This is a genomic window from Parafrankia discariae (assembly GCF_000373365.1).
Taxonomy (GTDB): Bacteria; Actinomycetota; Actinomycetes; order Frankiales; family Frankiaceae; genus Parafrankia; species Parafrankia discariae.
The window spans coordinates 350,653-369,017 of sequence record NZ_KB891102.1 but is presented as its reverse complement, the minus strand read 5'-3'; the positions used below and the strand labels follow the sequence as shown (position 1 = coordinate 369,017).

Annotated in this window: 11 protein-coding genes; 4 read left to right on the top strand and 7 right to left on the bottom strand. The window is 74.3% G+C overall.

All coding sequences use genetic code 11. From position 1 onward, the window contains the following. The first annotated feature begins 173 nt into the window (after positions 1–173). Positions 174–1,019 carry a hydrogen peroxide-dependent heme synthase gene (gene hemQ / locus B056_RS0101535; RefSeq protein WP_018500139.1) on the top strand — a complete coding sequence of 282 codons (846 nt, stop codon included), beginning with the start codon at positions 174–176 and terminating at the stop codon, positions 1,017–1,019. Positions 1,020–2,289: 1,270 nt separating this feature from the next. After that, the gene (locus tag B056_RS0101525; RefSeq protein WP_018500137.1) at positions 2,290–3,798 is read left to right on the top strand and encodes a sugar transferase; all 1,509 of its coding nucleotides are present in this window, start codon (positions 2,290–2,292) and stop codon (positions 3,796–3,798) included. Here B056_RS0101525 and cysC read toward each other — a convergent pair. Next, positions 3,792–5,645 carry an adenylyl-sulfate kinase gene (cysC, locus tag B056_RS0101520; protein ID WP_018500136.1) on the bottom strand — a complete coding sequence of 618 codons (1,854 nt, stop codon included), beginning with the start codon at positions 5,643–5,645 and terminating at the stop codon, positions 3,792–3,794. The genes B056_RS0101525 and cysC overlap by 7 nt on opposite strands. 35 nt (positions 5,646–5,680) lie before the next feature. On the opposite strand from cysC, the gene B056_RS0101515 reads away from it, so the two are divergent. Continuing rightward, complete coding sequence (locus B056_RS0101515) at positions 5,681–6,499, top strand: 3'(2'),5'-bisphosphate nucleotidase CysQ (RefSeq protein WP_018500135.1); 819 nt, start codon at positions 5,681–5,683, stop codon at positions 6,497–6,499. A gap of 111 nt (positions 6,500–6,610) precedes the next feature. Further along, positions 6,611–7,855: an ATP-dependent DNA ligase gene (locus tag B056_RS0101510; RefSeq protein WP_026239210.1), complete on the top strand. Its 1,245-nt coding sequence runs from the start codon at positions 6,611–6,613 to the stop codon at positions 7,853–7,855. An 8-nt stretch (positions 7,856–7,863) separates the two neighbouring features. Here the strand turns inward: B056_RS0101510 and B056_RS0101505 are convergent, their stop codons facing one another. The 6 genes from B056_RS0101505 to glgX form a co-directional block, all read right to left on the bottom strand. Further along, positions 7,864–9,912 (bottom strand): hypothetical protein, encoded by a 2,049-nt coding sequence (locus B056_RS0101505; RefSeq protein WP_018500133.1) that lies wholly within the window; start codon positions 9,910–9,912, stop codon positions 7,864–7,866. 26 nt (positions 9,913–9,938) lie between these two features. Beyond that, on the bottom strand, positions 9,939–10,274 hold the full coding sequence (locus B056_RS0101500) for a hypothetical protein (RefSeq protein ID WP_018500132.1): 336 nt from the start codon (positions 10,272–10,274) through the stop codon (positions 9,939–9,941). Between the two features lie 297 nt (positions 10,275–10,571). After that, entirely contained in the window at positions 10,572–11,429 is an 858-nt protein-coding gene (locus tag B056_RS0101495; protein ID WP_018500131.1) for a pyrimidine reductase family protein, read from the bottom strand. Between the two features lie 181 nt (positions 11,430–11,610). Beyond that, entirely contained in the window at positions 11,611–13,449 is a 1,839-nt protein-coding gene (gene treZ / locus B056_RS0101485) for a malto-oligosyltrehalose trehalohydrolase (protein ID WP_018500129.1), read from the bottom strand. 93 nt (positions 13,450–13,542) lie between these two features. Beyond that, positions 13,543–16,101 (bottom strand): malto-oligosyltrehalose synthase, encoded by a 2,559-nt coding sequence (gene treY, locus B056_RS0101480; protein WP_026239209.1) that lies wholly within the window; start codon positions 16,099–16,101, stop codon positions 13,543–13,545. After that, entirely contained in the window at positions 16,091–18,268 is a 2,178-nt protein-coding gene (gene glgX / locus B056_RS0101475; protein WP_018500127.1) for a glycogen debranching protein GlgX, read from the bottom strand. Before glgX ends, treY begins: the two co-directional genes overlap by 11 nt. Positions 18,269–18,365 lie beyond the last annotated feature (97 nt).

The window sequence follows — 18,365 nt, the reverse complement described above, 5'->3', positions numbered from 1 at the left end:
AGCCTGACCCGCCGGAGCCTGACCCGCCGGAGCCTGACCCGCCGGAGACGGAGCTGGAGCCGCCGGAGACGGAGCCGGCGCTGTGACCGGAGGCGGGGGCGGGGGCGGCCCGCACCCCGCGGCGGTGGGCCCGGCTCGCTCGCCGAACGGCGGCCGGGGTGGACAATGGTGGCATGTCAACTGGCGACGACGTCCAGCGCGGCGGCACCACCTCGGCGTCCGCGCCCTCCGTTCCGGGCGGGCGGCCCGTGGCCGCCGCCCCCACCTCCGGCCCCACCGGCTCCGGCCCCACCGCCGGGCCTGCCGGCGCCGCCGGGCCCGCCGACGGCGAGTCCGCGAAGTCGGCCCGCGAGCTGAACGACGAGCTGCTCTACACCGGCTGGTTCGTGTTCGCCGCCCGGCAGCCGCTGCCCGCTGACCGCGCGGGCCTCACGGCGGAGGCCGGCGAGCTGTTCGACGGCGCGCTGGCCAAGGACGTGTACACCCGTGGGATCTACGAGATCTCCGGCTACCGGGCCGACGCCGACGTGATGATCTGGTGGACCTCGCCGAATCCGGATTTGTTGCAGCAGACCTACCAGCGTTTCCGGCAGACCGGGCTGGGGCGGTGCCTGGAGCCGGTGTGGTCCGCGGTGGGTCTGCACCGCCCGGCGGAGTTCAACCGGAACCACATCCCGGCCTATGTGCGCCGGGAGGACCCGCGGGACTACATCTGCGTGTATCCGTTCAACCGGTCGTTCGAGTGGTATCTGCTGCCCGACTACGAGCGCCGCGGGCTGCTCGCCGAGCACGGGATGATGGGCCGCGAGTACGAGGACGTGCGGGCCAACACCGTGGCCGCGTTCGGTCTGGGTGACTACGAGTGGCTGCTGGCGTTCGAGGCCGACGAGCTCCACCGGATCGTCGACTGCATCCGCCACCTGCGGGCGAGTGCCACGCGTCGCCACACCCGGCTGGAGACGCCGTTCTACAGCGGCGCCCGCAGGCCGCTGGCGGACGTCGTCGCCGCCCTTCCGTAAGCCGGGAGGCGGGGCCCCGCCCACGGGGCGAATCCCGCCCCTGGCGCGAGGAGGTCGGCGCCTGCCCGGGCGCCCCCACCCGTCCGGCAGGCGCCGACCGCCCCATTGCTGCCCCCACGGCCGGGCGGCGAATGTCGACCCGGGCGGGCAGAGGCCACCGGCGTCCAACGGTCCGCGGGACCCGGACGCTCGGTGGTCGGCGGCCGGGCGCTCCCCGGACCGGCCATGACTGACAGTAGCATCGCGGCTCGATTCTGTCTGCTACTCGTCAATAGAAGGCACTGAGCGTAGCTATAGATCCCCTCAATTCGGTTGATTCGGTGTGCGGGTAACGGTGAGCAATCGCGGAGCCCTGGTTGTTCTAACTACTCCCAGTCACTGCTGGCCGGGTTCTTCCCGGTGCGAAGCTGTCGGAAACACGGCTTCGGTGCCGGGCGGGGCGCTGGTCGGTGACGGCGGTCGTGCCGGTAACGTTGCCGCCTGACCATCGAGCGCCGCATGTCGGGGCCTGGGCGGACCACGCCGGTCCGCGTCGGCGTCCCGGGCCGCGTCGGTTGCCCACACCGCGCGGAGGTGTTCCCCGGGCCGATTCGGGGCTGCCCGGGTCCGTACACGATCGCTGGAGGTCGGAGTCGGTGAAGCCGCGAGCGATGAAGCCACGGGGGAGTGAACCTGCGATGAACGCCTCGGTGCGAGGCGTCCACGTGCCTGGGCCTCGGGTCCGACCTTGTGTCCGCGTCGGCGATCTGCCCCACGAGCTGATTAGTTCTGATCGACAATGGCTGCGGCGGGGAGATTCGCGGGGGGCGGTCTCCACCCGTCCAGTTCGCCGATCGGAACTGATGTACCGAGGTCCTGGGGGGGTCCTGCTGTGACGGAGGCTGTGTCCGGAGGAACGAGACCGTTCGGGGGGGCGAGATCGTCCGGCGGAGCCATGCCACCCGGTGGGGCGAGGCCGGCCGGCGGCGCCAGGTCGGCTGGCGGCGCCAGGCCGGGCGGCGGGTCCGGGCCGCCCGGCGGCGGCCCGGGTGTCGTACCGCAGTCCCGTGGCTACTTCGAACCGGGCCGGCCGAGCCATCCGGCGCCGCCGGGCTGGCCGGGGCCGCCCAGGGAGCCCGACTGGCTGGAACCGGAGCCGGAATCCGACTGGTCGGAGCCGGCGGAGCCCGACTGGCCGGAGCCGCCGGCGGAAACCGGCTGGCCCGAGCCGCCGGCCGCGCCGGGCTGGCCGGGGCCACCCGTGCAGCCGGCCACCGGCCGCCACCACCGGGTGCCCGCCGGCACGCAGTTCGACTTCGCCCACATCGAGACCTCGCCGGACGCGACCAGCTACCGGGCCCAGATCGGCTGGGAACGGCGCTACGTCCGGCTGCTGGTGCTCTTCGACGCGATCGCCTGTGTGGTCTCCGCAGGTCTGGCCTACTTCGTCCGCTTCGGGGACGTCGTCGACTTCGACACCGAGCCGCCCTCCTCGAAGCCGTACATCATCATGACGGTCCTGCTGCCGCTGGCCTGGGTGCTGGCGATGTCGCTGAACCGCGCCTACGAGACCCGCTTCCTCGGCGGCGGGTCGGAGGAGTTCCGGCGGGTCGTCAACGCCGCCGCCCGGCTCACCGCGCTGCTCGCCGTCGCCTCCTACGCGACGAAGGCCGAGATCGCCCGTAGCTACGTGCTCATCGCCTTCCCGGCCGCCACGCTGCTGTCGGTGGCCGGCCGCTCCGCCGGGCGCGGCATCCTGCACCGCATGCGGCGGCAGGGGCGTTGCCTGCACCGCGTCCTCGTCGTGGGGGCCGGCGAGTCCGCGGCCACCCTCGTCCGGCTGGCCCAGCGGGACCCGACCACCGGCTGGTCCGTCGTCGGGGTCTGCCTGGACCGGCTGCCCGGCCGGCACAGCCACGACCGCCCCGAGCGCAGCGGGTTCGACCTGCTCGGCGTGCCGATCGTCGGCACCTCGGAGAACCTGCACACCGCCATCCAGGCGACCCACGCGACGACCGTCGCGATCGGCCCGCAGATGGACGGCGAGACGCTGCGCCGGGTCCTGTGGGCCCTTGAGGGCAGCGACGTGGACGTCCTGGTCAGCTCGGCGCTGACGGATGTGACCGGGCCGCGGATCTCGATCCGGCCGGTGGCCGGCCTGCCACTGCTGCACATCGAGGAGCCCGAGCTCACCGGTACCCGCCGGCTGATGAAGATGGCCTTCGACCGGATCGTCGCGGGCACCGCGATCCTGCTGTTCGCCCCGCTGCTGATCGGTCTCGGCCTGGCCGTGCGGTTCACCAGCCGCGGGCCGGCGATCTTCAAGCAGACCCGGGTCGGGCGCGGTGGCAGCGAGTTCCGGATGTACAAGTTCCGTTCGATGTATGTAGACGCCGAGCAGCGCAAGGCCGAGCTCGAGTCGAGCAACGAGCGCGCCGAGGGCCTGCTGTTCAAGATGCGGGACGACCCGCGGATCACCAAGGTGGGCAAGTTCCTCCGGAAGTGGTCGCTCGACGAGCTGCCCCAGTTGTTCAACGTGGTCAACGGCAGCATGTCGCTGGTCGGCCCGCGCCCGCCGCTGCCCTCGGAGGTCGCCCGCTACGAGGACGACGTCTACCGCCGGCTGATGGTCAAGCCCGGCCTGACCGGGCTGTGGCAGATCAGCGGGCGCAGCGACCTGGAGTGGAACGAGTCCGTCCGGCTCGACCTGCGCTATGTCGAGAACTGGTCGCTGGCCATGGACTTCGTCATCCTGTGGCGCACGCTGTTCGCCGTACTGCGCCGCGAGGGCGCCTACTGACCGTGGGGGCCCTCGACCCAGCCGGCCTCGACCAGGTGCGTGAGCACCCGGTCGACGGCCTGCCCGGTCGGCAGACCCGCGGTGTCGACCACCACGTCGGCGTCGGCCGGCTCCTCGTACGGGTCGGAGACGCCGGTGAAGGCGGGGATCACCCCCGCCCGGGCCTTGGCGTAGAGGCCCTTGCGGTCCCGTGCCTCGCACACCTCCAGCGGGGTCGACACGTACACGAGCACGAAACCGCCACCGCGTGCGACGGTCATCGCCCGCACCTGGGCGCGGACGTCGTCGTAGGGCGCGATCGGCGCGCACACGGCGATCCCGCCGGCGCCCGCGACCTGCGCGGCGACGAAGCCGATGCGGCGCACGTTCGTGTCCCGGTCGGCGCGGGAGAAGCCCAGGCCCTGAGAGAGATGTGTCCGCACGATGTCTCCGTCGAGCAGGGTGACCCGCCGGCCGCGTTCGAGCAGCCGGCACACCAGCAGGCCCGCCAGGGTCGACTTGCCCGAGCCGGACAGCCCGGTGAACAGGATCGTCAGGCCGCGTTGGTGGCGCGGGGGAACCGCGCGGGTCAGCTCGGCCGCCACCCCCGGCGGGGTGAGTTCGGCCGGCGGCGGCGCGCCCGCGTCGAGCAGGGCCGCGAGATCGTCCGCGCCGGGCGCGCCGATCGCCGGCCCGGTCAGGCTGCCGGCGCAGCCGTAGACCTCGGCGAGATGGGCCCGCAGGGCGGTGAGCTCGGCGATCTCGTCCAGCGCGGGCTCGCTCGCCGCCTCGTCGGCCAGGCCGCCCGGGGCGGTCGCGCTCATCGCCGGTTCGCGGGGCGCGGCGAGCCGCTCCGACGGGACGACCGGGACCAGCACGAGCATGCTGCGGTGCTGTCGGGACTCCGGCGCGAGCGCGGCGGGGTGGGCGAACTCCGGCTGGCCGACCGGATGCGCCCGGGAGCCCTCCCGTGACACGGCGTCCGAGGCGACGGGCTCGCGGGCCAGCGTCGCCTCGGCCGGCCGGGGCGGGGTGTCGATCGCGTCCAGCGCGGCGAGCAGGCAGCGTACCCGCAGGTGGTGCGCGGCGTCGGCCGGATCCGCCCCGCCGACCGGGGCCAGGATCACGCAGTGCTTGCCCTGCCGGGTCAGCGCGCGGATCCGCCCGACGTCGGCGGTGTGCAGCAGGCCGTCGGCCCACACCGCCCACGGGGCCGCCCCCGCGCCCGCGGTCGCCCAGCCCCGGGCGGCGAACTCGGCGCGCAGTTCGTCCGGGGTCAGCCGCAGCCGCGGGTAGTCCGGGTGGCTGGGCAGCTCCAGGCCCTCCACCGTGCCGACCAGCCGCACCGGGCCCGGTTCAGGGCCTGGGCCTGCTCCCGGCTCCGGTTCCGGCTCCGGTTCCGGTCGTGCCTGCGGTTCCGGTCCCGTCGTGATGGCGGGCGCCGGCGGGTCGTCCGCGGTGGGCTCCAGGCCGAGCAGGTGCAGGGCCGCGAGCATCACGCCCTCGCGGTCGCGCAGCGCGACGTCCATGCCCGGGGCCAGCGCGGCCGTGGTCGCGCCGGGGACGATCAGGCCCGGCACCGGCGGGCCGGCGGGCTGGCGGGCCCGGCCCGGGTAGCTCGGCGCCGGGCCGAACACGCCGAGCAGCATCAGCTCGAGATCGGTGAGCTGGCGCGGGTCCAGCACCACCGACGGCCAGGCCACCGAGGCGGCCCGCAGCTCGCGGGCGCGCTCGGCGGTGACGACGGCGGGCGGTCGGACGCCGTTCGCGCCGCCCCGCTCACCACCGTCCGGGAGGTCGGGCGGACCGGCCGAGGCGGGTGGATCCGGGGCGAACGGGCCGACGGCGGTGTCGGAGGTGGCGCTCACACCCGCGACGGTAGCGGGTGGAAGACTCCCACCCGATGAGCACCGACGACATCCGCCGGCCGGACGGGTTCGCCACGGTTCCGGTCGACATCGCCACGGATGAGCTCAGCGACGCCACGCTGGCCGCCCGACTGGCCACTGACGCGGGCAAGCTTCTCCTGCGGATCAGGGCCGAACTTGGTTTCGCCGAGCCGGCGACCCTGCGCGAGACCGGTGACGCCCGGTCGCACCGGCTGCTGGCCCGCGCGCTCGGCCGCCACCGGCCGGGCGACGCGGTGCTCTCAGCGGAGGCGGCGGACGATCCGGTGCGCCTGGACGCGGCCCGGGTGTGGATCGTCGACCCGCTCGACGGCACCCGCGAGTTCGCCGAGCCGGGGCGGACCGACTGGGCCGTGCACGTCGCGCTGTGGGAACGGGGCCGGCTGGCCGTGGGGGTCGTGGCGCTGCCCGCGCTGGGCGTGACGCTCTCCAGCGAGGGCCCGCTGCCCGCCCGGGCGGACCCGGCGGGCGTCGACATCACGGTGCCCCGCATCGTGGCGAGCCGGACCCGGGCGCCACAGGTCGTCGCCGACGTCGCGGAGAAGCTGGGCGCGACCGTCCTGCCGATGGGGTCCGCCGGAGCCAAGGTGGCCGCGGTCATCCGGGGCGACGCCGACATCTACGTCCACGACGGCGGGCAGTACGAGTGGGACTCCGCGGCGCCGGTGGCCGTCGCGCGGGCGGCCGGCCTGCACACCAGCCGGCTCGACGGCTCGGAGCTGCGCTACAACCGGCCCGACCCGCTGCTGCCCGACCTGGTCGTGTGCGATTCCGCCCACGCCGAGCAGGTGCTGGCCGTCACCCGGGCGCGCTGAACCGCCCGCGCCGGCCCGCCTGTGCCGACCGGGGCGGACGACTGCGGCGCGGGCCGGCCCGTCCGCCCGCCGTGCTCGCGGTACGCCGGCCCGATGCGCGAGGATCGGCGGGTGGACCTGCCCGTGACACCGCCGGTGAAGCCGATGCTCGCCCGCGCGGCGCCGCGGATCCCCCCGGGCATGCTGTACGAGCCGAAGTGGGACGGCTTCCGCGCCCTGGTGTTCCGCGACGGAGCCGAGCTGGAGATCACCTCGCGTAACACCCGGCCGATGACCCGCTACTTTCCCGAACTGGTCGAGGCGCTGCTCGTGGCGCTGCCCGAGCGCTGCGTGCTCGACGGCGAGATCGTCGTCGTCGGCCCGGACGGGCTGGACTTCGAGGAGCTGTCGCAACGGGTGCACCCGGCGGCCAGCCGGGTGGCGCGGCTCGCGGTGGAGACCCCGGTCTCGTTCGTCGCGTTCGACCTGCTGGCGCTCGGCGACGAGGCGTTCACGGATCAGCCGTTCGCCCGGCGGCGCGCGGCGCTCGAGGACGCTCTCGCCGGTCGAGCCGGACCGGTGCCGCCCGGTGCCCCGCCCACGCGGCCGGCGGCGCCCGGACCGGCACCGGCCCGGCGGGTCCCGAGCGGGGTCTACCTCACGCCCTCGACCGGTGAGCTCGACGTGGCCCGGCAGTGGTTCGAGCGTTACGAGGGCGCCGGGCTCGACGGGCTGGTGGCCAAGCCGCCGGACGGCGTGTACGAGCCGGACAGGCGCGCCATGGTGAAGATCAAGCATGATCGCACCGCCGACTGCGTCGTGGCCGGCTACCGGCCGCACAAGAACGATCCGGAGGCGGTCGGGTCGCTGCTGCTCGGGCTCTACGCCGCCCCCACGGACATCACGGACACCACGGCAGCCGCCGAACCCCCGGACCCGGCGGGCCGGGAGATCCCGCTGCTGGCCGTCGGCGTCACCTCGGCCTTTCCGATGGCGCGCAGGCGGGAGCTCGTCCGCGAGCTGGCCCACCTCGTGGTGCCGATCGACTCCCACCCCTGGGCCCGGCAGAGCGCGCCGGACGCCGCGCCGGACGGCGCCGCGGCCGGGAAGCCGCCGGCGGCGGGACAGTCGGCGCGCACGCCCTGGGACGCCGGGGAGAGCCGGTGGGCCCGGGGCCGGGACCTCTCGTTCGTCCCGCTGCGGCCCGAGCTGGTCGTCGAGGTGCGCTACGACCACCTGGAGGGACCGCGCTTCCGGCACACCACGCAGTTCGTCCGTTTCCGGCCCGACCGTGACCCCGCCGGCTGCACCCACGCCCAGCTCGAACAGCCGGTGCGGTTCGACGTCGCCGACGTCCTGCGCATCCCGCCGGACTGACGGAACCATCACCGGGCCCAGTCGGGAGCCCACCCGGGCACCACGTCCGCGGGTGGCGCCGTCAGCACCGCCGGCAGCCGGTCGTTGTTCGCCACGATCGCGGGGCTGGCCAGCCAGGCGGCGTACGCCGCCCGCTGCTCCCGGCTCATCCGGGCGACGTCCATCGGCTCGCCGTCCAGGCCGGTGAAGTCGTCCGCCGGCCCGGTGACGAACCCGTCGGCGCGCGGGTCGCCGGTGTAGCGGCGGGTGCCGCCGCCGGGGAGCTGGACGAGGACCGGCCGCAGCGGGTCGCCGCCCCGGTGCCGCCACAGGTCCGCCACCGAGGCGCGGTAGCGGGACTGCCACCCGGGAACGGCCCGCAACCCGGTACGCAGGTCGGCCAGGACGGCCCGGGAGCCCGCGGTGGGCAGGTCGGCGGTGGCCCGCCGGATCCGGTCCTCGACGATCTCGACCGTCAGGCCGCGGGCGGCGTTGGTGAGGGTCCGCACGAGGCTGGTGAAGTCGATGGACTTCGCCACCTCGGCCAGAATGTCGATCATGACCGCGGCGCGCCGCCGGTGCTCCTCCTCACGCGTGGCGTGCTCGCGCAGCACCCGCTCGGCTGTCTCACTCAACGCCGTCCCGAAGAACGTGGTCACCTCGTTCGCCTGGTGGTAGGCCAGGGCCCGCGGGCTCGCCGGGTAGTGCGCCGCGCCGGGACCGTTGTAGCCCCTGGTCAGCTCCCAGGCCCGCTGGTCGATGTCCACCCCGACGGCCACCGCGTCGGCCGCGAGCAGCGGGGCGCTGGCGCCGCCGCGCAGGCTCTCCAGCAGCAGCGCGGCCCACTGCCGGGGCTCCCGGCCGAGCCCGGGCGTGTCGAGCGCGGTGGGATCGGGTGGCAGCGGCGAGACGACCGCGGCGTACAGGTCCTCGCGCCAGGTGTGCAGGACCTCGCCGTAGGCCGCTCGCATCCGCGGGGAGACCTCGCTGGGGCCGGCGCCGGCCACCACGTCCACGAGCCGGGCCACGAACTGCCGGGCGGCGGCCGGACGAGCCAGCCGGGCCGCCGCGCCGCCGGCCGCCGCGACCAGCTCCGCGCGCGCCGCCTCGAGCTCCGGGGCGCGCCAGCCGCCGGTCGGGCGCAGGCCGGCCGGCACGTCGGAGCTCCGCGCCCAGGAGGCGTGCAGGAGCTGGGAGAGGTGCCTCGTGCCGAAGGCGGGCGCCAGGTCGGGGTCGGTGGCTATCGCCCGCAGCAGCGCGGAGCCGAACGCCTCCCGGGCGGCGCCCGAGCCCCCGGCGCCGCGGCCGCCGGGCCCGGTCTGGAGGCCGACGTCCCGCAGCGAGCCGTCGTCCGTCCCGAAGAGCAGCTCGCCGAGCCGCTCCAGCAGCGAGGAGGCGAAGCGGCCGTGCCGCAGCAGCGGCCCGAGCAGCGCGGTCTCGACCTGGTCGTCCCGGCGCCGGCTGTTGAACCGGCCCAGCCAGGCGTCGTCGAGGCGGCGTAGCCGGCTGTAGCTCGCCAGGGTGCGACCGATGATCTCCACGCCGGGCCGCGGGTCGCCCGGCGTGCCGGCCCCGAGGACCTGGTGCAGCAGACCGGCCAGACCGGAGGGGCCGAGCCGGTCGTAGAAGCCGATCACGAAGTCAGGGTCCGCGGTCCGCCCGGACAGCGCCGCCGCCAGGTCGGCCAGCCTGCTCCGGTCCCGGCGGTCGGGGTCCGGGCGCAGCAGGCGCTCGGCGAGCGAGCGGCCCGCGGCCCGGGCCTGCTCGGCGGTGTCGTACAGGTCGGGAACACCGCGCAGGGCGGCCGGGGGGAGCGGGCCCGCGGACCCGGGATCGGCGGCCTCGGCGAGCGCCAGCCGTCTGCGCAGCACGGTGATGCCCTGATCGGCCCAGGCGCTGGCCGCCCGCAGCCCGGCCGGCGCGTCACCGGCGGTCCCGGTGGCGGTCCCGGTGGCGTCGGCCTGGGCCGACAGCAGCCGGGCCTGGGCCCGCGCCGTCTCCCGCAGGTCGGCCATCGCGGTGATCAGCCTGCGCAGTGCGTCGGGATCGACGACGACGCGGCCGGCGGGGGTGGGCATGGCTCGGCGCTCGACACCAGGCGCGGTCACCGGCCGCCGGCCGGCAGCGCCGGCCCGGGGTGCCAGGCTCGGGGATCATCGGCGGGCACCCACTCGGGCTGCCCGGCCAGTGACCGGCGGCAGGCGTCGGCGAACGCGTCGACGGCGCCGAGGGTCGCCGTGCGCGCCCGCTCGGCCTGGCGCCGCCAGTCGCTCGCCGCGCGGCCCTGCCAGCCGCCCTCGTCCGCGGCGGCGAACAGCCGGTGGAAGGCGTCGGCGAGCCTGACCCGCCCGTCGGTCGCCGCCGCGAGCGCGGCCTCGACCGCCTCGCGCTGGCGGTTCGGGCGGGCGGCCTCGCCGGTGGGCCCACCCGGCCCGGTCATCGGCCCGCCCTGTGCGCGGGTGCGGACGGCCGGGCCGGAACCACCCGTCGCCGCGCCGGAGCAGGTCGTTCGGAACTCATCGCGCCACCGTTCGCCGAAGCCGCCGAGGGGACCGCGGGCCGGACCACCGTCTCCCGTCGGAGGCCGGCGCCGAGGTCGCTGTCGACGCTAGCCGCGCGGATCGCCGCCGCCCCTGGGATCAGCCCGCCTGTGGACGGCGCGAAACCGTGCACAGGCCGGTCAGCGGGGTCGGACCGTGGCCGCCGGTCGGGAACCCGTGCCCAGGGCGGTCAGCGGTCAGCGTAGGTAGCGTAGGAAGAGCGCTCCGTCCTCCTCCAGGACGTGGCCGAGCCGCAGGCCGACCGGCGCCGGCCACACCGGGCCCCCCATCAGCCCGAGGCGCCCCGGCCCGGCGAGGAGCGGGGCGAGGGTCAGACACAGCTCGTCGAGCAGGCCGGCCCGGGCGAACTGGGCGTGCAGCCGCGGGCCGCCCTCGGTCAGCACCCGCAGCAGCCCGCGTTCGGCGAGCGCGGCGAGCGCGGCGCGTGGCTCGACGGTCTCGTCGCCGCACACCACGATCTCCGCCACGGCCTCGAGTGCCCGTCGCCGCGGCGACGGGGCGGCGGTGCAGGTCAGCAGCAGCGGCCGGACGGCGGCGGTGAACAGGCGGGCGTCCGGGTCGAGCTCGAGCCGCCCGCTGACGACCGCGACGGGGGGAACGGGCGCGAGCCCGGCGGCGGCCCGCCGCTCCCGTCGCTCGGCCGGCACGAGGACCGGCCCGTAGTCCTCGGTGCGCGCGGTGCCGGCGCCGACCAGGACCACGTCGCTGAGCCAGCGCAGCGTCCGGAACACCCGCAGGTCGGCGGGGCCGCCCAGGTCCGCGGAGCGCCCGTCGAGCTCGATGGCGCCGTCCGCGGACGCCACGAAGTTGGAGCGGACGTACGGGACGCCCGGAGTCGGCTCCGGCAGCGCGTAGGCGACGTCGAGGTCGACGTCGGCCTCAGGGCCAGGGCCAGGGCCGAGGCCAGGGCCAAGGTCGAGGCCGACCGGGACGTGGACGTCGGTATCGCCCGCGGCACGCGCAGCCTCCGCGCCGTCCTGGGGAGCCGCGCCGCCGCGAGGAATCGGGGCGTCACCGGACAGAAGAATGCGCATCGGCCCGACTGTAACCGGCGCCGCCGCGAGCGAGGGTGCCGTTGCTGCCAGGATGGAGGCGTGAACACGTACGTGGCCCTGTTGATCGGTGTACTGGTCGTGAGCCTGGCCGGGCTCGGCCTGCTCTACTACGGGCTCACCCGCTCGGCGGCCCGCCGGCGGTGAGCGGGCCGCCCGCGGCTCAGTGGTGCGGCAGCAGCCGCACGACGACCACCGACTCGCCGGCGAGCTCGACGCGGCCCGGCATGTAGGTGAACCCGGGGCTGGACGCGGCCGGCGCGTCGAACGGCACCCCCTCGACCGGGACGGCCTGCCGCTCGGGTGAGAGGTTGCACACGACCGCCACGTCACCCGCCCGGGAGAGCCGGCGCAGCACGAACCAGTTCGCCGCGGGGTCGTAGGAGCAGCGCACCGACGCCAGCGACGGGTCGCTGAGCTGCGGCAGCCGGCGGCGCAGCGAGATCAGCCGGCGGTGCCAGTCGAGCAGGGCGGCGTGCCCCGGGCGCCCGGGCTCGCTCCAGTCCAGCCGGGAGCGCTCGAAGGTCGCCGGGTCCTGCGGGTCCGGGACCTCCTCGGGGCCCCAGCCGTGCGCGGTGAACTCACCACGGCGGCCCTCCCGGACGGCGTCCGCCAGCCCCGGGTCGGTGTGGTCGGTGAAGTACTGCCAGGGGGTGGTGGCGCCCCACTCCTCGCCCATGAACAGCATCGGCGTGAACGGGGCGGTCAGCAGCAGCGCGGCCCCGATCCGCAGCCGGCCGTCGCTGAGTGTGGCGGTCGCCCGGTCGCCCGTCGCCCGGTTGCCGATCTGGTCGTGGTTCTGCAGGAAGGTGACGAACCGGTAGGCCGGTGTCCGCGGCGGCACCGGCCGGCCATGGGAACGGCCGCGGAACGCGGAGTAGCCGCCGTCGTGCACGAAGGCCGAGCCCAGCGCCTTCTCCAGCGTCTCGAACGAGCCGAAGTCGCCGTAGTAGCCCTGCCGCTCGCCGGACAGCGCCGCCCACAGCGCGTGGTGGACGTCGTCGGCCCACTGGCCGTCCAGCCCGTGCCCGCCGGCCTCGGGGGCGGCGACCATCCGCGGGTCGTTCTGATCCGACTCGGCGACGGCGAACAGCGGGCGGCGCTGCTGGGTGCCGAGCCGGTGCACCTCGTCGGCGATCTCCTCCAGCAGGTGGCGTGCCCGGCTGTCGACGAACGCGTGCACGGCGTCGAGGCGCAGCCCGTCGCAGTGGTAGTCCCGCAGCCAGGCCAGCGCGCTGTCGATGATGAACGCGCGGACCTCGTCCGAGCCGGGGGTGTCCAGGTTCACCGCCGGGCCCCACGGGGTGGTGTAGCGGTCGGTGAAGTAGGGGCCGAACCGGCCCAGGTAGTTGCCGTCCGGGCCCAGGTGGTTGTAGACGACGTCCATGATCACGCCGAGCCCGCGCTGGTGCGCGGCGTCGACGAAGCGCTTGAGGCCGTCGGGCCCGCCGTACGGCTCGTGCACGGCGAACAGCCCGACGCCGTCGTACCCCCAGCCGTGCCGGCCGGGGAACGCGTTCACGGGCAGCAGCTCGACGAGGTCGACGCCGAGGTCCACCAGGTGGTCGAGGCGCTCGATCGCCGCGTCGAAGGTGCCACCCGGCGTGAACGTGCCGACATGCAGCTCGTAGACCACGCTGCCGGACAGCGGCACCCCGTGCCAGTGACCGTCCGTCCACGGGAAGCGGGTGTGGTCGACGAGCCGGGAGCGGCCGTGCACGCCGTGCGGCTGCCAGGCCGACCGCGGGTCGGGCAGCTCCTGCTCACCGTCGTCGAGGCGGTAGGCGTAGTCCGCTCCGTGGTGGGCGGAGGGGACGTCCACCGTCCACCAGCCGCCGTCGATGCCGGACATCTCGTGCACGGTGTCCTGCCGGACACCGGCCTCGCCGCCGCCGGTGCCGCCTGCCGCGGCCGTGGCGTCGCCGCCGTCCGCGCCGCCGCCGTCCGCGATGACCAGACTGACCGTCTTCGCGTCAGGCGCCCATACCCGGAAGGAACTCATGACTCAATGTCTACCGGTCCGACGTCCCCTCGGTGACGCTTCCGGCCCGCGGGTTCCGCCGGGCCGTGGATCCGGCCCGACCCGGGCCACACTTCAGGGCGTGCGGATCAGCAGGCTGACCGGGAAGTCGCGCAGCAGGCGCAGCACGTAGGCCGTGCCACCGTCGTGCCGCCGCCCGGTGAGGACGTCCGCCCAGCGGCCCTCGGGCAGGATCACCGTGGTGTCGCGCCACCCGCCGCCGCGGCGCAGCCCGAGCACGAGGCGGGGCACGACGGTCACCACCGACTCGGAGCGGCTGAACGCGACCACGTGCTCCGCCGCGGACCCGGACGCCCACAGCGGCCGGTAGGTGCCCTCCTCGCCGAACCACTCGGGGTGGTCCCGGCGGATGCGCAGCGAGCGTGCCACCACCAGCAGCTTCGCCGCCCCGGAGTCGTCGAGCACGGGCGGGCGCCGCGGGGCCGCGAGCTCGGAGCCGGGTTCGACGCCCAGCTCGGTGAGCATCTTCGTCCGCTCGCCGAAGTTGACTGGACGGCGGTTGTCCGGGTCCACCAGGGAGTGGTCCCACAGCTCCTGGCCCTGGTAGACGTCCGGGACGCCGGGCATCGTCAGCTGGAGCAGCCTCTGCGCGAGGCTGTTCTGCCGGCCGAGCTCGACCAGGGTGGCGACGTAGGTGTCCAGCGCGGCGACGAACTCCTCGTCCTCGAGCGCGCCCTCGATGTAGTTCGTCAGCGCGGCCTCGTACGACGGGTCGGTGTCGGTCCACGTCGTGAACAGCTTGGCCTCGCGCACCGCCTTGACCATGTACTGGGCGACCCGGTCGGCCGAGATCGGCCAGGCGCCGACGAGCGTCTGCACCAGCAGGTACATCGTCACCGGGTCGGGCCAGCCGGCCTCCGGGTCGGCGTGCCGCTCGCCGAGGCGGGTCAGCCGCCGCACGATGTCGGCCCAGCCCCGGGGATCCTCCGAGAGCACGGCGAGCCGGGCGCGGATGTCCTCGGACCGCTTGGTGTCGTGCGTGGAGAGCGTGGTCATCGTCAGCGGCCACGTCCGCTGGATGGTGATGTTCGCCTCGTGGAACTCGTTGACGGCGCTGCGTGGATGTCCCGTCGGGTACGCCGGGAAGTCGCCGGGCGCCCCGCCGACCTCGTTGAGCGCGACCATCGGGACGTACCGGTAGAAGGCGGTGTCCTCGATGCCCTTGGCCATCACCGGGCCGCAGGTCTGCTGGAAGCGGACCACGAACTCGCTCGGCCCGCCGAGCGCGAGGTCCTCGATGAGGTCGATCTCGCTGGCCCGGCCGGGCAGCGCGAGGCGGGCCTGCTCGCAGGCCCGCACGATGTGGCCGCGGGCCTCCAGGCTGGGCGTGCCGTCGGGGCGGATGTAGGCGCGGTACACCTCGAAGGCGGCCAGCACCTCGCGCAGCGCCTCGCGCAGGCCGGCCCGGGTCAGGTCGGCGCGGTCGCGGCGGGCCTCGGCGAGGGCGAGCCCGGTGAGCCGGTCGACCTCCGGCCGCAGGACGGAGGTCAGCACGTCCATCTTCGCCTCGCGCGCCACCGGCGCGAAGTCCGGTGACCTTCCGGTGATCTCCGTGTACAGCGTCGACATCGCGCGTGCGGACACCGGGTCGAGGAACAGCCTGGTGAGCCGGTTGAGAGTCTCGTACCCGGTGGTCCCGTCGCAGGCCCAGCCCTCGGGCAGCGCCTCGTCCCGCTCGACGATCTTCTCGACGACCGTCCAGACCCCGCCGGTGGCCTCGGCGAGCTGGCGCAGGTAGTCCTCGGGGTCGGCGAGGCCGTCGGGATGGTCGATCCGCAGGCCCTCCAGGTTGCCCGAGCGCACCTGATCGATCAGCAGCCGGTGGGTGGCGGCGAAGACGTCCGGCTCCTCCTGGCGCAGGCCGGCCAGCGAGGGGATGTCGAAGAAGCGCCGGTAGTTGAGCTCCGTGCCGCCGACCCGCCACCAGCACAGGCGGTAGTACTGGGCGTCCAGGGTGGCGGCGACGTCGGAGGGGTCGGCGGTGCCGGCGGCGACCGGCAGCACGTGGTCGTAGTAGACGACGATCCACTCGCCGTCCTCGTCCTGCTCGACGGCGATCTCGTCGGCGGCGAGGCTGTCCGCCAGCGACTGGCCGAGCAGCGGCAGCAGCACTCGGCCGGGGTTGTCGGGGGAGTCCCAGTCGATGTCGAACCACGAGGCGTAGGGGGAGTCCGGGCCCTCGCGCAGCACCGACCACCACGCCGTGTTCGTGGTGCCCGGCGTGAGCACCGCCATGTGGTTGGGCACGACGTCCGCGATGATGCCGAGCCCGGCGCGGCGCGCGGCGGCGACCAGCCGGCGCAGCCCGCCGAGCCCGCCCAGCTCGGGGCTGATCTGGCTGTGGTCGACCACGTCGTAGCCGTGGGTCGACCCGGGCGCGGCCTCCAGCACGGGTGACAGGTAGAGGTGGGAGACTCCCAGCCCGGCCAGGTAAGGGATGATCACCGCGGCGTCGGTGAACGAGAACTCCATGTGTAGCTGCAGCCGGTAGGTACCGGTCGGGACGACGCGGCCCTCGCCCTCCCCACGCGGGTTCTCCCGCCCCCCGGCGCCCTCGCGGCGGCGCTCGGGCGGGGCGTGGCGCTCGGGTCCGCCGGGCCGGTCAGTTGACACGGCGCAGCACAAGCGTGGCGCGGGCGTCCACCTCGAGCGGGTCCTCGGCCTTGACCACCCGGTCGACGTCGACGGGATCAAGGTCGGTGCCACCGAGTACCGCCGCGATCTCGGCGCTGGACGAGCGCGTGTCCACGATGATCTCCCAGGTGGTGCCGAAGTCGACCGGTGGTACCCGGAACTGGATCGGCTCGTGGTGGGCGTTGAAGAACAGCAGGAAGGAGTCGTCGACGATCGCCTCGCCGAGCGCGTTGGGATCCGGGATGCCTTGCCCGTTCAGAAAACAGCCGAGCGAGCGCGCCGTTCCGGACTCCCAGTCGGTGTCGGACATCTCGCTACCGTCGGGACGAAGCCAGACTATGTCCTTCGCGGCCAGGTCGACGGTGGCCGCGCCGTCGACCTGGCCGCGGATCGACACGCCCTGGAAGAACCGCCGCCGCCGGAAGACCGGATGGGTCCGCCGAAGATGTGAGAGCTGGGCGGTGAAATCGATGAGACCGGCGTTGCGCTCGGCGTCGGACCAGTCCAGCCAGGAGATCGGGCTGTCCTGACAGTAGGCGTTGTTGTTCCCCTGTTGGCTTCGGCCCATCTCGTCGCCGGCTACCAGCATGGGCACCCCCTGGGAGAGCAGCAGGGTGGTGAGGAGGTTGCGGGCCTGGGCGTCGCGCAGCAGGTTGACCGCGACGTCGTCGGTCGGGCCCTCCACGCCGCAGTTCCAGGACCGGTTGTCGTCGGAGCCGTCCCGGTTCTCCTCGCCGTTGGCCTCGTTGTGCTTGTCGTTGTACGAGACCAGGTCGCGCAGGGTGAAACCGTCGTGGGCGGTGACGAAGTTGATCGAGGCCCAGGGGCGCCGGCCGCTGTCCTCGTAGAGGTCGGACGAGCCGGTGAGCCGGGAGGCGAACTCGGCGATGCCGTGGTCCTGCCCGCGCCAGAAGTCGCGGACGGTGTCGCGGTACTTCCCGTTCCACTCCGTCCACAGCGGGGGGAAGTTGCCCACCTGGTAGCCGCCCTCGCCGAGGTCCCACGGCTCGGCGATCAGCTTGACCTGGGAGACCACCGGGTCCTGCTGGACGAGGTCGAAGAACGACGACAGCCGGTCGACGTCGTAGAACTCGCGGGCGAGGGTCGCCGCCAGGTCGAAGCGGAAACCGTCCACGTGCATCTCGGTGACCCAGTAGCGCAGCGAGTCCATGATCAGCTGGAGTACGTGCGGATGGCGCACCCGCATGCTGTTGCCGGTGCCGGTGTAGTCCATGTAGTACTGCGGGTCGTCGTCGACCAGCCGGTAGTAGGCCGCGTTGTCGATGCCGCGGAAGCACAGCATGGGGCCCATGTGATTGCCCTCGGCGGTGTGGTTGTAGACCACGTCGAGGATCACCTCGATGCCCGCCTCGTGCAGGTTGCGGACCATGCCCTTGAACTCCTGCACCTGCCGGCCGTCGCCGCCCGCGGAGGAGTAGCCGTTGTGCGGGGCCAGGAAGGCGATGGAGTTGTAACCCCAGTAGTTGCGCAGCCCACGGCTGACGAGGTGCTCGTCGTGGACGAACTGGTGCACCGGCAGGAGCTCGATCGCCGTCACGCCGAGTCGGCGGTAATGCTCGATCATCACCGGGTGGGCCACGCCCGCGTAGGTCCCGCGGTACTCCTCGGGCAGGCCCTCGTGCCGCATGGTCAGGCCGCGTACGTGCGCCTCGTAGATCACGGTCTCGTTGTAGGGACGGCGCGGCGGGCGGTCGCCGTTCCAGTCGAAGAACGGGCTGATCACCACGGACTTCATCATGTGCGGCGCGGAGTCGGCCGTGTTCACGCTGTCGGGATCGCCGAAGTCGTAGCCGAAGACGGCCTGGTCCCAGTTGATCTCGCCGTCCACCGCCTTGGCGTACGGGTCGAGGAGCAGCTTGTTGGGGTTGCAGCGATGGCCACGCGCGGGATCATGGGGACCGTGGATCCGGTACCCGTACCGCTGCCCCGGCAGGACCGTCGGCAGGTAGGCGTGCCACACGAACGCGTCGCGCTCGCGAAGCTCGATCCTCCGCTCGGCGCCCACGGCGTCGAACAGACAGAGCTCGACACGCTCGGCGACCTCCGAGAAGATCGCGAAATTCGTCCCCGATCCGTCAAAGGTGGCACCGAGGGGATAAGGGTTGCCAGGCCAGACCTGCGACATACGCACGAAGCCTACGGCTCGCCGCCCGTCGGTGACTTGGGGGCGCGTGAACCGGGACCGGGTCGTCCCTGCCGCCATTGAGGTTTCGTTGATCGCA

Coding starts and splice junctions, on each gene's coding strand:
- B056_RS0101515 (WP_018500135.1), top strand. CDS start 5,681: ATGAGCACCGACGACATCCGCCGGCCGGACGGGTTCGCCACGGTTCCG.
- B056_RS0101505 (WP_018500133.1), bottom strand. CDS start 9,912: ATGCCCACCCCCGCCGGCCGCGTCGTCGTCGATCCCGACGCACTGCGC.
- glgX (WP_018500127.1), bottom strand. CDS start 18,268: ATGTCGCAGGTCTGGCCTGGCAACCCTTATCCCCTCGGTGCCACCTTT.
- treZ (WP_018500129.1), bottom strand. CDS start 13,449: ATGAGTTCCTTCCGGGTATGGGCGCCTGACGCGAAGACGGTCAGTCTG.
- hemQ (WP_018500139.1), top strand. CDS start 174: ATGTCAACTGGCGACGACGTCCAGCGCGGCGGCACCACCTCGGCGTCC.
- B056_RS0101495 (WP_018500131.1), bottom strand. CDS start 11,429: ATGCGCATTCTTCTGTCCGGTGACGCCCCGATTCCTCGCGGCGGCGCG.
- B056_RS0101500 (WP_018500132.1), bottom strand. CDS start 10,274: ATGACCGGGCCGGGTGGGCCCACCGGCGAGGCCGCCCGCCCGAACCGC.